The sequence below is a fragment of the Paenibacillus sp. 01L418 genome, from assembly GCF_056400045.1.
In genome coordinates this window covers 1-15,732 of the sequence record NZ_JBFTSN010000007.1, presented here as the reverse complement: position 1 = coordinate 15,732, position 15,732 = coordinate 1, and the positions used below count along the sequence as shown (strand labels likewise).

Below are 15,732 nucleotides of genomic sequence, written 5' to 3'. Positions count from 1 at the left end.
TTTATAATATATAATCATATCGTACCCCATTAAGCGCGTATAGAGAAAGCAGGTTTCTGAAAATGGAATTGCATGATCATTTGGTGTCATGGAATCATGCTTTTTGCACCATTTTTGATGTCCGTCACATCAATATGAAAGCCGAAGAATCGTTAACTGCCTACTCCGTACCTGCCAGCATATTTGTGATGTCTATTCAAGGAAGTGCGCAAGTTTGTCTGGATGGTGTCGATCACCATGCCAAACGATTCAAAATATTTCATACTGGCAAAGGATCAGTTTTGGATATTCGTGCTGGTGCGGAGGGGTTTGAATATTATGTTATTTATTATAAAGCACGTATTCCATCGCCTGTTCGGCAGGAAATGATCGATCTGGTAGAGCGCGCCCAACCTTTTCATGCCCAATACGGCTTTGTGCCTGCTTTTCCGGTAGCATTATATCGCAGCATGACAGACATGCATAAGGAATGGGGAAGGGCAGAACCACTGGGGAGATTGCGTGTGAAGGCTTTGCTCCATCAATTTGTATATGATTTATTAAATCAAATGCAGGTACAGGGTGTGCGACCGGAAAAACGCGATTTGGCAGCTCAAATCATTTCGATTATTCATGAACGTTATGCAGAGTCCATTACTTTGGAATCCTTATCTGAAACTTTGAATTACAGTGTTCCCCATTTGTCTACTTATTTCAAAAGCCGGACAGGCCTCAGTCCGATCGATTATTTGATCAAGGTACGCATCGATAAGGCAGCAGAGCTGCTGCTCAGTACCGATGCCACGCTAAGAGAAATCGCTATCGGTATTGGTTATCAGGACCCTTATTATTTAGGCAGAATGTTCAAAAAAAATAAAGGCATGTCACCGACACAATATAAATTGAAGTACTCATCCAAGCACAAGATAGAAGATTATCCTTCCATAAGCATGAGATCGTCCATTGTCTCCCCCAATCTACTCGGCTATACTGATTTAAATGATAATCATTATCAACGAAGTGAAGAGGGAGAAATACCCATGATTAAACCATTCAAACCGTCCATGGTGGCGGGATTGCTATTAAGTTTTATTTTATTATTGAGTGCCTGTGGGGTAGAAAGTGCAGTGGAGACGACTAATCCATCAACAGCGACAGCGTCGCCCCCTGCCGAGGAATCCCAGACCAAAACCATCTCTACGATTGCTGGAGATATAGAAGTTCCCACGCATCCGAAACGAATCGTAGCAGGTGAATATTTAGGAAGCCTCATTGCGCTTGGTGTTGTCCCTATCGGTACTTCTAACCATCATATTAAAAACCCTTATTTCGGTGATGCTTTAAAGGGCGTTGAAGATATAGGAGACGGGAATGGCAATATCGAGAAAATTTTGGAGATGGAACCTGATCTTATAATTATGGATGATACCTACGCTGAAATGAATGAACAACTGCCAAAAATCGCACCTACGGTTATCATACCTTATGCATCATTGAAAACCGTTCATGAGGAAATTACCTATTTCGGCAAGCTGCTCGGTAAGGAACAGGAAGCAGAGAAGTGGCTCAATGATTATGATCGAAGAATAGCCGAAGCCAAGCAAAAAGTATTGCAGGTCGTTCCGGCTGACAGTACCTTCTCCATTCTAGAAATAATGGATAAAAATATTTCTGTGGTAGGCGCAAACTTTGGCAAGGGTGGGCAAGCCGTTTACGGAGGATTTGGCTTCAAGCCGCCAGCTGCCGTTGTTGATGAAATGAAMGATCCGGGCTGGGCATCGATATCCAATGAGGTATTGCCGAAATATGTGGGGGACTATATAATACTGACTTCCGATTCGCATACCCTTGCAGATCTCAAGGCTGATCCGATTTGGAATACGCTTGATGCGGTCAAGAACGATAGGGTGTACATATGGGGAAGCGACCGGTCATGGTACTGGGACCCCATAGCGATCCTACTCCAGACTGAAGAAATAGCAGAATGGTTAGTTGGTAAGTGACTGTAGTTAATGTGAGTTGCCTGTGGAATAGGGTACAGCAATAATGGGTTATTCAAAAACGAAGATAACAGTGGATATGCAGCTGTTGTCTTCGTTTTATTGATTTCAATTGATTGAACTCATGTGTTTAAATTGTAGCAGGGCTAAAAAGCTATTGCATTCCTTCAAGCGATAAGTTATGATCAACTCAGTTAGTGATTGATCAATTACTAACAAGTGAGTACTTAAAGGTGGAAGATACGATGGAAAAAAATACAGCAGCGTCCGTTAATCGCCGTACAGATATTATTGCTGCTGCGATTGAAGTTTTCGCTGAAATTGGATATTATCGCGCGACAACCGCAAAGGTTGCTGAACGTGCTCAAATATCACAGCCGTATGTTTTTCGTTTTTTTGCAACGAAGGAAATTCTGTTGAAAGAAGCTTTGGAGGTTTCATGGACACGCATCGTAGATGCATTTCGCAGCGTGATTGAGACAGCGGGACCAGAGCAGCTTGAGAAGGAGCTTGTTGAAGCTTATATAGAAGTCATGAAATCGTATCAGAATGAAACGCTGCTGTTAATGCAGGCTCAGACGATAAAAGACGAAGCGATTGTCGAGGTTATGCGAAATGGATATCGTGAAGTGCAGCAGTTAGTGTTACATGCATTCCAGCAAGCTGGGCTTGAGAATCCGAAAGATAAAACGGTTATATTTTTGGCTAGAGGCATGCTGTGTAATGTCTCGATGGCGCTAGCCTTGCCGGAGTTAATGTATTAGAGCTGATTTTTGGCTCTTTAACCTATTGATGTAATTGATCAATCAATAAATGTTTTACATCAATAAAATACATTTAAAATACTTGGCATATTAGGGGCTACCGTGGCTATTTAGATACAGACCGTGTTAGAAGTTTGCCAAGGTAATTGATTTGTTGTTTGTTTTTGAAGTCAATGCATTGCTCGTACGCCAACGTGTTAGTGATTGATCAATCACAAATTTGAGGAGTGAATAATAATGAAAAAAGCTATTGTATTAGGTGCTACCGGAGGTACAGGTGCTCCCATTGTTGAGGAGCTTCTAAAGAGAGGAATCGAGACTACGGCATTCGGGCGGTCTCATCAAAAGCTGAAACAGCTTGCGATGGAATTGGGTAATCCTAAGCATCTATCGCTTAAAGTTGGAGATGTTCTTAATACCAAAGAGCTGATATCAGCTTGCGAAGGTCATGAGGTTATTTTTAGCTGCGCGAATGTGCCGTACAATGACATGCATACGAAGCTGATCCCTATGGGAGAGGCAGTTATGGAGGCTGCTAATCAGCTTGGTGCAAAAATCGTCGTTGTGGATGGCATTTATCCTTATGGGAGAAAAACGACTAATCAGGCAACTGAGGATCATCCTAAAAATCCGCACACTAAAAAAGGAAAGATTCGACTGCAGTACGAGCAAATGGTGTTTAGCCCACGGTGGAATAAGGCGCATAAAATGATTGTTCGTTTACCTGACTATTATGGCCCATCTGCTAACCAAGCATCCTATTTGGGATCCACTTTAGAGGGAATTGCAGCTGGCAAACCTTCCGTATTTATTGGAACGATGAAGGTTGCTCGTGAATTTGTTTATTTGCCGGATGCGGCAATTATGATCGTGGAGCTGGCCATTAGGGAGGATGCTTATGAGCAGAACTGGCATATTCCAGCGTCAGGCGTCATCTCTGGCCGCGATTTTGTAAAGATAGCCCAGAGGGCAGCAGGTACGTCAAAACCAGTCATACCGCTTGGCAAAATGGGCTTATCGCTGCTCGGTTTATTTTCCCCAGTTATGAAAGAGGTCGTTGAGATGCTGTATTTAACTGAGGAACCATTCTTATTAAGCGGTGAAAAATATATGCGGCTTGTCGGACCGATCCCTGCCACTCCATACGAGATAGGGATTAAGGCTACAATTAATACACTTATGAAACGGAATGAAGTAAAAGAGGCAATATCGCGTTGAGGCTAAAAAAGTACGGATTGAAATACGGCGAATTGTGGTTTTAAACAACCACAGTTCGCGGTATTTTGTTAAAAAACAGAAGGGATAGTGGGTTTGATTTAAAAAAAGGAGGGAAGATTAGTGGTAAATGAGGCGTGTTGCCATTTTGCAAGCATTGACTACAGGCATATAAAAGGTGATGTATTGCCGAGGTTTATTACGGGATTTAACAGGAGTTGAAGTGAAAGCTACAGCTCTAAGGCTTCCTTTGTAATCTTTTGAATATCGACAGGACAATTGGAGCTTTCTTTCACGATGTCTGGTAAAATGTTCTCTAAAAAATAATCTACACAATGCAGCTTTATTTTTTTGATTTTGACGAGCGCTTCACGGTACATAACGACAAATTCCTTTTCGGTGTTGCCTCTTTGCAATTCCGTAAGCGCCTCGTAAACTTGATCAAGCTTATCAGCTACTTCAAGAATTAGACCTTCGACGGATTCATCCTTGCCCTCGCGCAGTTGTCTGCGGAAAATAGGCTTAAATTCTTCAGGAATATTTTCCTCGATAAAAAGAGCGATCATGCCTTCCTCAACCTTTTGCAGCATGCCACGCAGTTCTAAGGAGTAATGCTTCACTGGTGTTTTAATGTCTCCAATAAATATTTCACCATAATCATGGCTGCTCGTAATTTCGTAAAGCTTCTTCCAGTCTATTGTGACGCCGTTCGTTTCTTCAATATCTGCTAATGTTTTGGCGTATTGAACAACCTTCCAAGAATGAGCGGATACGCTGTGCTCTTCAAACTTAAATTTACCTGGACAACGAATGATACGTTCGAGATCGTTAAGTGATTGAAAGTACGTATGAATTCCCATAGCATGCAATTCCTTTCTTTTTCCCAAAGATGATGTACAATGCGAGGCATTAGAGTTAGTATAAAGCTCATTTGTTAATGGACGATAAAATGAATTAGGTAATATATGTAATAACTAATAGGGCAAGCATTGATTTATTCTCTTGTCAGTATGACGTAATCCTGCTATTATCATAATGACTTATTAAAGATCTTTAATAAGTCGGCATGAACCTTCTTAAACAAATGGATGACGAACACCAAGGAGATCAGATAACGATGGCAACGTTCTTTTTAATTATTATTTATTTGGCTTTTATTAGTTTAGGATTGCCGGATTCCTTGCTCGGATCGGCATGGCCTGTGATGAGAATGGATTTGAATGCGTCATTAGGAACGGCTGGAAGCATTTCCATGGTTATTGCAGCTAGCACGATCGTTTCGAGCTTGATAAGTGGTACCGTACTGCACCGTTTTGGCACGGGGAAGGTAACGCTTGTGAGCTGCATCCTGACAGCAGGAGCTCTACTTGGTTTTGCATGGTCTCCTTCAATTATATGGTTAATTATTTTTGCGATTCCTTTAGGTATTGGCGCGGGCAGTGTAGATGCAGGATTAAACAACTATGTGGCTACCCATTACAAAGCTCATCATATGAGCTGGCTGCACTGTTTTTGGGGAGTAGGAGCTACGTTAGGTCCAATCATTATGGCTTCGTCTATCTCAGGTCAAAATCTTTGGAGAGATGGTTATCTCACGGTTGCAGTTATTCAGTTTATTTTAGTCGTCATTTTATTTGTTTCTCTTCCTTTATGGGATAAAGTTGCAAAAAACAGCCATGTCATAAATGCTGATGCTCAAAACGAGCTGCATGATCAGAAGTTGGAGCAGGCCGCTGAAAATAAGAAGCCATGGCAAATAAAAGGGGTCAAATTAGCGATGCTAACCTTTTTATTTTACTGCGGCATTGAAGCCAGCATGGGATTATGGGGAAGCAGCTTTCTTGTAAATATTAAAGATTTGCCTGCAGCGACAGCTGCGCAATGGGTATCATGGTTCTTTGTCGGAATTACAGTTGGTCGAATGATTACTGGATTTATAACATTTAAAATGAGCAGTCGCATGCTGATTAGGTACGGCCAGCTGATCGCATTAATCGGAACAGTAGTGCTAGTGCTGCCGTTGCCATCTATCGTCTCGCTTGTCGGATTTATGATTGTAGGGCTTGGATTAGCTCCGATATTTCCGTGTATGCTGCATGAAACACCTGCGCGATTCGGGAAAAAGAACGCACAGTCTATTATGGGTTTTCAGATGGCTGCTGCCTATACGGGCAGTACGCTAGTGCCCCCTTTTCTAGGATTGCTTGCAACGAATACAACGATTAGTATTTTTCCATGGTTTATTATTATATTTGCGATTGCTATGCTCTTGTGTACGGAAAAATTAAACAACTTTTTGAAAAGATTGCATGTAGGAATAGCAGTGAAATAAGTCCCAGCATTAGCTGAGGCTTAAAGGAAGAAAAGAATGAATAAATAAGAGAATATACTTAGAAGCCACAACCGTATCTGGTTGTGGTTTTTTTTGCATTATGCGATATTAGCCAGCATTTTTCTATTATTATCATTCTACAACCGATTGTATTTAATGAAGCCATACTGTAATATCTTTATTAATTATATGGATTTTTATTACAATAATATGAAGCTATCATTTTAATTTATGGGTAGAACGGGCTAAAGGCGGGAGAAAATGAAGAGATTCATTCCGAATAAAATGTATATTCCGTTTACGTACAAGATGATGATTCCGTATCTTATTCTTGTGCTGCTGACTGACGCTGTAATCGGATACATCTCCTATACGATGCTCATTGAGTCGAGAACAGAGATGGCAGAAACGAATATTCGGACGGCTATGAAGCAGACGAGGAGCAATATTGAATATCAGCTGGATGAGATCCAGCGAATGTCCAGTACACTTTTCAGCAGCATTACTTTCCAGAACGCTCTTCAATTTGAAGGAGACCAGCTCGATATGATGCTTAAAATGAGGGATGATATTATTCCGCAAATGAAGGCGCCTCTCCTGCTGTATGGAAACAATATTAGACTGGCGCTCTATACGGTAAACGAAAATATGCTTGAAGTTTCGGGCGATGATATGGCCACCCCGATTGGCAGGCGTGACTATTATGTTCTATCTCATCACAGTATAGAGAATACGGATTGGTTTAAATCCATTTCCTCTACATTCCAAGACCATCTATGGATTCAGGTCGATTCGGACCAAAAACTAAACAACATCTCTCATTTCCGTAGATTAGTCACATCCAGCGGCATTTCGTCTACGATCGGCTATTTGCGCGTTACGGCTCGCTTCGATGAATTGTTAGGCAACTTTGATACATTCCCAATCGAAGAGGGCATTAGCCTGCGATTAATTGATATGGCTTCTGGACTTAATCTATATGAACGAGGAAGCATAGATGAGAAGGCTAGCATGAAATCATATTTGAGTGTGAGGGAAGAGATTCCAGGAACAAATTTTGTGATCGAGACGTTGGTTCCTCATTCCTATCTAAATAAAGATGCGACCAGAATGAAAAAAGCGATAAGTACCGTTTGCTTCATCAGTTTCTTGGTTATGGCGTTTATCGGAGTGATTGTTGCCCGTCTGTCAGGGAAAAAGATGAAGCGTATTGTAACGCTCGTGCAATCGTTCCAAGAAGGGAATTTTTATAAGCGGATTGGTTTTACAGGAAATGATGAATTTGTTCATATTGCAGATTCTTTTAATCAGATGGCAACCAGCATTCAGGACCTCATCAAAAATGTATATGTGCAGGGCATTCAGAAAAAACAGGCAGAGCTTGATGTGCTCCAAGCGCAAATTAGCCCTCATTTTTTATACAATACACTCTCAACGATCGGCAGTCTGGCTAACTTAGGGGAAGTAGATAAAGTAACAAAGATGGTGCAGGCGCTGTCCAAGTTTTATCGGCTTACGCTAAACGGAGGCAATGTTTATATCACGCTTGAGAAAGAGCTTGAACAGGTGGAATCCTATCTAGACATTCAAAGAGTGAAGTATGCAGATACCTTTAAGGTGTATTTCGATATTGAGCCTGAAATTGCACATATCCCGGTTATTAAGCTGATTCTTCAGCCGTTTGTCGAAAATATTTTCAAACATGCTTGGTTTGGGGAAACGATCGCTATTCGTATTACTGGGAAACGTCTCGGGAGCCATATTGAGCTGAAAATTATTGATAACGGGATCGGGATGAGACCGGAAACGCTGAAAAGAATGCTGGCAAGCACGATCCATTCAGACCGATACGGTCTGAAAAATGTGGAGGAACGTATCAAGCTAAGATACGGTAAGGACTTTGGCATTCATATCGGCAGCATATATGGAGCAGGAACGACGGTGCAAATTATTCTTCCGATCGATGAAGAAATCATTGAAGATTTGGAACCGCTGTCATAATGATGCGCCAGAGGAGGAGAGTACCGACATGGATATCAGCATCCTATTGGTAGACGATGAAGCAATAGATTTGGAGTGGTTAAGGCGCCGGGTAGCGGGCAATGAACAGCTATCCCTCCAAGATGTAGGAACGGCAATCAGTGGATTTGCAGCTTTGAAGATAATGGAACAGAAGCGCATCGATCTTATTTTGTCCGACATTCGAATGCCGATCATGTCTGGAATGGAGTTTGCTCGCAAGGCAAAGGAAATTAATCCTCAGGTTCATATTATTTTTATAAGCGGACATCAGGATTTCAGTTATGCCAAAGAGGCCATTCAACTGAATGCCAGCGGTTATTTGCTTAAGCCTGTAGATGATAGTGAGCTCAATGATATGCTCGTTCTCATTTGCTCTAAGATTGAGAACGAACGGCAGCAGAATATGGCCTTGTCTGAAACCTTATCGCTAGTAAATCAGGAGCTGCTGYTTCGGTGGTTTAATGAAGCRACGCCAGGTCAGGTTGAAGCACATATTCATACGATTTTATCGCCTCTGTTACAGCAGGGAGCTTCTGTCTCGATTATTGAGATTGATGATCTCGCATGGAAGCTTAAGGAGAAAAGTGAGGAAGAGCGGCGATTGTTTATGAATCAGATCACCCTCTTTATTCGCAATTTTGCATTGGACAACAACTTGGGCAGTATGATGACAAGCTATGATTACCATTATGTTCTGCTGGCTGCTGTTCAAGAGGAGTATATGACGGCGTTGCTGGAACAACTCGYTCGGCAATTTAATGAGACGTTCTCTTGCTCCATTACGATTGGGATGGGCATGTACACGAATGATATCGCTAAGCTTCATGACTCCTATCGGCAGGCGAAAGCAGGATTAAGCATCAAATGGATCATGGGTAAAAATCGAATCATTCAAGGCGCTTTCCAGTGGAGCCCCAAACAATCAGCCGCATCAAATTTTGAAGAGGTTGTTGATGTTATGCTTCGAGCGATGCTGGAGTATGACCTGACGACTATTGACGACTGTTTGCTTCAGCTCTTAAACGGTGAAAAACCGTTGACCCAGAAAAACGATATTTATGATCTCATTATTCGTATTACCTCCAAGCTTCATGCTGATTTGCAGCAAATGAATGAACATATGTACGAAATGCTGAAATGGGAATCTCATCATCCGATTATTTTATTTGAATTTGAAACGGTGCATGATATCCTCTCTTGGCTGAGGAGACGGTTCTTTGAACTGTCTGAACTGCTGTATTTAAAGAAGCAGCGGCAGAAGCGCAAGCTGATTGATCAAATTACAGCCTATATCGAGCAGCGATTGGATCATAAAATAACGCTCAATGAGGTTGCTGCCCACTTTGACTTCACACCAAATTATTTGGGACAGCTATTTAAAACAGAGACGAACATACTATTCAGCGATTATCTCAATCAATTGCGGATGGAGCGGGTGTGCGAGCTATTAAAGGACCCGGCAAAGAAGGTTTATGAAATTGCCGAGCAGGTCGGCTATAAAAATATTATTTATTTCAATAGACAATTCAAACAAGCGATGGGGCTGTCACCTGGAGAATATCGAAAAAAGCATAAAATCTAAAAAATGTAGTGCAAGGCTCAAGTCAAAAACAGGCGTTGGGCTATTTTTTTTGCAAAAGATATTCAAATCGTTGATTTAGTATTGGTTTTAGTTGTTTCACATAATTAATTTATTTACCGCTGCTTTTTATAATATGTGTACATAGAGAAGAGAGGGGCAGTGTTGATGATTCGACATCGATTTTGGAATGATCTGAACAAGTATAAAGTAATCCTTTTCATGCTGGCGCCTGCCGTTCTATTTTATCTCCTGTTTGCCTACATTCCGATGGTCGGCATCATTCTTGCTTTTAAGCATTATGATTATGCGGGCGGTGTGTTTGGAAGTCCGTGGAATGGCCTCGACAACATTCGCTTTTTCTTCGAATCGGGCGATGCTTGGCGGGTGACAAGAAACACGGCGTTGTACAACATAGCTTTTATAGTCGTAAACAACTTACTGCAAATGTTCGCGGCCATATTTTTGTTTGAGGTTGGCGGCAAATGGTTCCGTAAAATTACGCAAACGGTTATTTTTCTCCCATACTTTATCTCTTGGGTCGTAGTTGGAGCGATTGCCTACAATTTATTGAATAGTGACATTGGTACGGTGAACGTCCTGCTGAAGAGCTTTGGGATGGAGCCGGTCGACATTTATAATACACCTGAATATTGGCCGTTTATACTTGTATTTGTCTCCGCTTGGAAGATGCTTGGTTATGGAACGGTAATGTACTTGGCCGCTATTACGAGCATTGACACGGAAATGTATGAAGCTGCTGAAATTGATGGGGCTAATATTTTCCAAAGAATGATGCGAGTCACGATTCCGAACCTGTATCCGACCATTATTATTTTAGTCTTATTGGCAGTCGGCAACATCTTCCGCGGTGATTTCGGCATGTTCTACAACATGGTTGGCAATAACGGGGTGTTGTTCTCCTCCACAGATGTCATCGATACCTTCGTATTTAGGTCACTTATCACAACCAACGAGATCGGAATGTCAGCGGCGGCAGGCGTGTATCAGTCTATACTTGGCTTCACGACAATCATGCTAGTCAACTATGCTGTTCGTAAATATGATAAGGATCGCGCTTTATTCTGAATGGGGGTCAAGACATGAATGCATCCGGCTTGAGTTTAAATAAGAAAGCAGTCAAGGCTGCTAAAATAAAAAAAGTGGATCAACGGTTATTTTATGCGATTGGCTATACCGCGCTTGTGATGCTGGCCTTGTTATGTATCGTTCCATTTATTTTGATCTTATCGTCATCCCTAACGGATGAGAGCAAAATTGTTGTGGACGGGTTTCAGCTTTTCCCAAGCGAATTTTCATTGGAAGCTTACAAAATACTTTTCAAATACCCGGATCAAATGATTAATGCTTACATCGTAACAATAGCTGTTACCGCGATTGGCACGATAGCTGGTTTGTTTCTAACGTCGATGACTGCTTATTGTCTAAGTAGAAAGGATTTTAAATGGCGTAATCACTTTTCGTTTTATTTCTTCTTCACCACATTGTTCAGCGGCGGACTTGTTCCTTGGTATTTGCTCATCGTCAACTATCTCCATATGAAGGATACCGCGCTAGCTTTAATTGTCCCGCTGTTGTTCAATGTTTTCTATATTATCGTGATGAAGTCATTCATGAGCGGTATACCGGAAGCGATTACGGAGTCAGCAAAAATAGATGGTGCAGGCGATTTTCTAATCTTTATGCGACTTATTCTTCCACTGTCCAAGCCAGCTTTGGCTACAATAGGTTTGTTCTTGGCACTCGGATACTGGAATGATTGGTATAATGCGCTGTTATTTATTTCGAATGAGAAATTAATGCCGCTTCAGTATTATTTGTACAAAATGTTAGGCAATATGGACGGCATGCGCAAGGCGATGATGGGATCAGGCGCGGTTGTTACGACAAGCCTTCCGACRGAGGGTTTAAAGATGGCGATGACGATCGTAGCAAGCGGACCCATTCTAATCGCTTATCCATTCGTTCAAAAATATTTTGTTAGAGGATTAACGATTGGCGCTGTAAAAGGATAGTTCCAGGCAATCCTGGTTTATCAATATATGAATTGGGGGTCTCCAGCATGTTTAAGAAAAAATCGCTTTGGCTGGCATTTGTACTAACATTCGTTTTCATTTTAAGTGCATGCTCAGGCAACAGCAACAAAGAAGCCGCATCTCCGAAACCAGCGAACGAAGGAACCGAGACCGCTACGGAACAGCCAGCTACTGAGCAGCCTGCCGCTGCAGAAGAGGGGATCGATACTTCCAAGGAAGTTAAGCTTAAAATGATTTTTGTAGGTCCGAAGCCGGTAGATTATGATACGGTGTTTGCTGAAATTAATAAGAAGCTGAAGGAAAAAATTAATGCGACAATTGATGGCGAATTTCTAGATTGGTCCGATTGGGCTCAAAAGTATCCATTGAAACTAGCAGCCAATGAAGAATTTGACTTAATTTATTCCGCGAACTGGGCTGGATATAATGATCAGGCGTTGAAGGGCGGATTTTTAGAGCTAACGGAAGATATGCTGTCTAAATACATGCCGGAAACTTGGGAAATCATGCCGAAATCCAGCTGGGATCAAGCAAAGGTTGACGGCAAGCTATACATGGTACCACAGAACAGCGGAGAGTCCGTTGAGAAGCTCATCTTGTACCGTGAAGATTTGCGTGTAAAATATAATCTTCCTGCGATCGACAGTCCTGAAGCTTACGCGAATTACTTAAAGGCGGTTTCTGAAAATGAGAAGGGTATCGTACCCTTTACTCCAGAAACAGGTGATTGGAAGCTGCACAATTTAGATCGTATTTTGCTTAAGCAGCAAAGTGAGTGGAATATGCTTGATTTCGATCTTCCGATCGGATTTAAGCTGACAGATGAGACGGGCAAAATCTTCAATGTGTATGAAACAGAAGAGTTCAAGCAGTTGCTCTACTACTATAAGGATCTTGCAGATCATAATGCTTGGTCAAAAAACGTATTGAACAACAAAAACGATCACCAGCAGGATTTTAAAGAAGGCAAAACGGCTTCGATTACTCATAATATGGGTACGCTCGGTTCCTTGAAGGCGGCGATGGAAAGAGAAAACTCTCCATATAAAGCTGCACTTGCTGATATTACGCCTGCTAAGAAAAAGTCTCAAGCCGTTGCTACGCAAAATGGAACATCGGTTCATGCGACTTCGAAAAATCCAGAACGTGCGCTCATGTTCATTAACTTGATGCAAAATGATAAAGAACTTCATAATCTCGTGATGTACGGTATTGATGGCGTGAATTATGTAGCTGATGGCGACGATAAACTTAAGTCGACAGACAAGACTGCCAATTATACGGGCTTCTCCAACTGGAGCTTTAACTCGCCTCTCAATCGTACGGATGCGGCATTCCCAGAAGAGGCATCTGCCATGAGCAAAGCATGGGAAGCAACGGTATATCACTACCCGCTTGAAACCTTTGTATTCGACAACAGCAAAGTGAAAACAGAAGTGGCTAATGTGAGCAACGTCATGCTCCGTTATGCGATTCCACTCGAATACGGTGCGATTAAAGATGTAGATAAAGGCTTGGAAGATTTGCAGAAAAAAATCAAGGCTGCTGGAATCGATAAGATTATTGCAGAGGTACAAAGCCAAGTTGATGCATTCCTTGCAGCGCGGAAATAATTGAAAAAAAAATCAGCCCCCAGATTGTATCTGAGGGCTGATTTTCTGTTTGAAATATAAGATTGTATAAGTTTTCATCTTATAAGCCACTTATATTTAACGGTCAAAGCTGCTTTAGCGTCAAATAGACGCCGAAGGCGTTTTTGCTGCGGCAGCCGTTTTTTTCTCGCGAAATAACATAAAAAATAGCATAGATGCCGTGACATAGAGTGCTCCAGTTATGCTGAACGTGATGGCGTATCCCCAGTAGTAGCCATAGGTAGCAATGAGATGAGAATGAATGGGTCCCATCGTAGCCCATCCAAGCATAAAAGCTGTCTGCATACAGGAGTTGGCTAGGCTTTGCTTTTTTGCAGAAACCCGGTCGATCAAAATAGCCGATTGCAGCGGATTGGCCGCATTCATAAGCGCTTGTCTGAATAGAAAGCTTATAGAAGCGACGAGTAACAGGTTTGTAAAACCCGTTAATAGCAGGAATGGCAGCGATAAAGTTTGAAAAATAACGATCGCTTTCACTTGTCCAACTCGATTGGCGAGCGACGGGCCAATGAGCATAGAGATAATGGTCATGACTTGACCTAATGAAAGCAATAAGCTCATCGCACTAAGCGATATCGAGAACCGATTGGTGAAATACAAATTCAAATAAGGAACAACAAGACCCGATCCGATACCAATCAAAAGCTGTATGGAGGCGAACTTAATAATAAATGACATTTCTTTATTAGGATGTGCTGTTTGGTTTGAAGCAGGCTGCTCGCTTGTTGCTTCAACACTTTCCTTCTGGCTGCGCGCAGATTCCCTAATGGCTTGCAAAGGTAGAAATGCTGCCATTGTCGCTATACTGCCTGCAAGTAAAACGATTTTAAAAGAGAGCAGCTTACTTAGTCCTGCCGCCTGCATAATATCTGCAATGACGCCTCCGCCCAGGCTGCCGCCGACCTGCGAGGCGAGTACAAATGCTGAAAAAATACTGAAAATGCGCAGTCGATCTGCTTTTGCTACGTTTGTGGCAAGAAAGGGAATGGCAAGCACCTGAAAGATCGCAGCAAATAAGCCGGTCAGAACGGCCATTGTAAGTAAGCTGCTTTCTGTTTCAAATAATGAGCGTCCAGCGAGTACCACACCGCTGCAAAGAGCGCCAATGACGAGCAAACGCTTACGGCTGGCGCGATCGCCGAATAAGCCAATGGGAATGAAACATAACGCGGTTGCGAGTGATTGCATACTGACGATTTTTCCGCTCATGGCATCGGGGTAACCGAGCTCGTGGATGTACAAATTGTAGAGTACCGAGAACATGCCCGTACCGATTTGATATAACATGTTTGCTAGAAAAAATAAACGAATATTGCGGGACCAGCCCTGCCACTCTGTGGCGGTAGATTGAAAGAATTTCACGTAGATGCCTCCTGATGCTATACCAAACTACATTACTCCTCTGGCAACAGTAAATCAATCGGAAATTATTATGTAAGGAAAAATAAATAGAGTGCTGTTGTCTAATAGGTTGAAACCTAGGAGAGCAATTCCCTCCCTCGATCAATCATGATATGCTAAATGTACGACTTTAAAGATGAGGTGGGAGTTTTCTATGCAAACATTTGTAATGCTCGGCAGTATTTTGATGGTGCTGGCGGTTGCTATTGGTGCATTCGGCGCACACGCGCTGAAAAGCAAAATAACAGCGGATAAGCTAAAGGTATATGAGGTAGGCGTGCAGTACCATATTGCGCATGCATTAGGCTTGATATTAATTGGACTGCTGGTAGGACAGTATCCAGATGTTCAGCTTATCGTTACCGGAGGCTGGTTTTTGGTAGCGGGCATTATTTTGTTCTCGGGAAGCTTATATGTGCTGAGTGTTGCCAAAGCCCGGTTTCTTGGTCCAATTACACCGCTAGGCGGACTTTCATTTATGATTGGCTGGGTGCTTGTCGTTGTGGGTGTTCTTTAGGAGCATCTCTAACGAAATTGGATTTGGAATGAGTAAAGAGAGAATATCAAAAGAGTTAGGATCAAAAAAATGACACCAGCCCTATAGTGAAGTGCACCCCTTAGAATAGACATTGGAAAAACCCCTAGGTTATTCCGATGAAATTCTAGGGGGTGTATTTTTGTGGCGGTTAAAGGGCAAAAGTTTAAGCATTATGAAGATACAACGAAAGTGG

The 15,732-nt window shown here is 42.1% G+C and carries 12 protein-coding genes; 10 read left to right on the top strand and 2 right to left on the bottom strand.

The window, feature by feature from the left end:
• Positions 1 to 62 precede the first annotated feature (62 nt).
• The 3 genes from AC1DSE_RS01930 (at position 63) to AC1DSE_RS01920 (ending at position 3,961) form a co-directional block, all read left to right on the top strand.
• On the top strand, positions 63 to 1,982 hold the full coding sequence (locus AC1DSE_RS01930) for an AraC family transcriptional regulator (RefSeq protein ID WP_477527351.1): 1,920 nt from the start codon (positions 63 to 65) through the stop codon (positions 1,980 to 1,982).
• Between the two features lie 242 nt (positions 1,983 to 2,224).
• Entirely contained in the window at positions 2,225 to 2,743 is a 519-nt protein-coding gene (locus AC1DSE_RS01925) for a TetR/AcrR family transcriptional regulator (RefSeq protein WP_477512467.1), read from the top strand.
• A gap of 237 nt (positions 2,744 to 2,980) precedes the next feature.
• Positions 2,981 to 3,961, top strand: a complete 981-nt coding sequence (locus AC1DSE_RS01920) for an NAD(P)H-binding protein (protein ID WP_477512466.1) — start codon at positions 2,981 to 2,983, stop codon at positions 3,959 to 3,961.
• A 227-nt stretch (positions 3,962 to 4,188) separates the two neighbouring features.
• Here the strand turns inward: AC1DSE_RS01920 and AC1DSE_RS01915 are convergent, their stop codons facing one another.
• Positions 4,189 to 4,818, bottom strand: a complete 630-nt coding sequence (locus tag AC1DSE_RS01915; protein ID WP_477512465.1) for a YfbR-like 5'-deoxynucleotidase — start codon at positions 4,816 to 4,818, stop codon at positions 4,189 to 4,191.
• Positions 4,819 to 5,075: 257 nt separating this feature from the next.
• On the opposite strand from AC1DSE_RS01915, the gene AC1DSE_RS01910 reads away from it, so the two are divergent.
• From AC1DSE_RS01910 to AC1DSE_RS01885, 6 genes are all read left to right on the top strand, one after another.
• The gene (locus tag AC1DSE_RS01910) at positions 5,076 to 6,290 is read left to right on the top strand and encodes an MFS transporter (protein ID WP_441881178.1); all 1,215 of its coding nucleotides are present in this window, start codon (positions 5,076 to 5,078) and stop codon (positions 6,288 to 6,290) included.
• 261 nt (positions 6,291 to 6,551) lie between these two features.
• Positions 6,552 to 8,291 (top strand): sensor histidine kinase, encoded by a 1,740-nt coding sequence (locus AC1DSE_RS01905; protein WP_441881177.1) that lies wholly within the window; start codon positions 6,552 to 6,554, stop codon positions 8,289 to 8,291.
• Positions 8,292 to 8,319: 28 nt separating this feature from the next.
• On the top strand, positions 8,320 to 9,894 hold the full coding sequence (locus tag AC1DSE_RS01900) for a response regulator (RefSeq protein WP_477527350.1): 1,575 nt from the start codon (positions 8,320 to 8,322) through the stop codon (positions 9,892 to 9,894).
• A gap of 165 nt (positions 9,895 to 10,059) precedes the next feature.
• The gene (locus tag AC1DSE_RS01895; RefSeq protein ID WP_339206112.1) at positions 10,060 to 10,980 is read left to right on the top strand and encodes an ABC transporter permease; all 921 of its coding nucleotides are present in this window, start codon (positions 10,060 to 10,062) and stop codon (positions 10,978 to 10,980) included.
• 14 nt (positions 10,981 to 10,994) lie between these two features.
• Positions 10,995 to 11,927, top strand: coding sequence for a carbohydrate ABC transporter permease (locus AC1DSE_RS01890; RefSeq protein ID WP_076270694.1), 933 nt, complete (start codon positions 10,995 to 10,997; stop codon positions 11,925 to 11,927).
• 47 nt (positions 11,928 to 11,974) lie between these two features.
• On the top strand, positions 11,975 to 13,561 hold the full coding sequence (locus AC1DSE_RS01885; protein WP_477512463.1) for an ABC transporter substrate-binding protein: 1,587 nt from the start codon (positions 11,975 to 11,977) through the stop codon (positions 13,559 to 13,561).
• 120 nt (positions 13,562 to 13,681) lie between these two features.
• Here AC1DSE_RS01885 and AC1DSE_RS01880 read toward each other — a convergent pair whose 3' ends face one another.
• Positions 13,682 to 14,962 carry an MFS transporter gene (locus AC1DSE_RS01880; RefSeq protein ID WP_477512462.1) on the bottom strand — a complete coding sequence of 427 codons (1,281 nt, stop codon included), beginning with the start codon at positions 14,960 to 14,962 and terminating at the stop codon, positions 13,682 to 13,684.
• A gap of 193 nt (positions 14,963 to 15,155) precedes the next feature.
• Between AC1DSE_RS01880 and AC1DSE_RS01875 the strand changes: the two genes are divergently transcribed.
• Positions 15,156 to 15,518: a DUF423 domain-containing protein gene (locus AC1DSE_RS01875; RefSeq protein WP_339206118.1), complete on the top strand. Its 363-nt coding sequence runs from the start codon at positions 15,156 to 15,158 to the stop codon at positions 15,516 to 15,518.
• Positions 15,519 to 15,732 lie beyond the last annotated feature (214 nt).

What these genes read in the sequence shown, in the direction of transcription:
- AC1DSE_RS01925 (WP_477512467.1), top strand. Translation starts at nt 2,225, where the DNA reads ATGGAAAAAAATACAGCAGCGTCCGTTAATCGCCGTACAGATATTATT.
- AC1DSE_RS01920 (WP_477512466.1), top strand. Translation starts at nt 2,981, where the DNA reads ATGAAAAAAGCTATTGTATTAGGTGCTACCGGAGGTACAGGTGCTCCC.
- AC1DSE_RS01915 (WP_477512465.1), bottom strand. Translation starts at nt 4,818, where the DNA reads ATGGGAATTCATACGTACTTTCAATCACTTAACGATCTCGAACGTATC.
- AC1DSE_RS01910 (WP_441881178.1), top strand. Translation starts at nt 5,076, where the DNA reads ATGGCAACGTTCTTTTTAATTATTATTTATTTGGCTTTTATTAGTTTA.
- AC1DSE_RS01905 (WP_441881177.1), top strand. Translation starts at nt 6,552, where the DNA reads ATGAAGAGATTCATTCCGAATAAAATGTATATTCCGTTTACGTACAAG.
- AC1DSE_RS01895 (WP_339206112.1), top strand. Translation starts at nt 10,060, where the DNA reads ATGATTCGACATCGATTTTGGAATGATCTGAACAAGTATAAAGTAATC.
- AC1DSE_RS01885 (WP_477512463.1), top strand. Translation starts at nt 11,975, where the DNA reads ATGTTTAAGAAAAAATCGCTTTGGCTGGCATTTGTACTAACATTCGTT.
- AC1DSE_RS01875 (WP_339206118.1), top strand. Translation starts at nt 15,156, where the DNA reads ATGCAAACATTTGTAATGCTCGGCAGTATTTTGATGGTGCTGGCGGTT.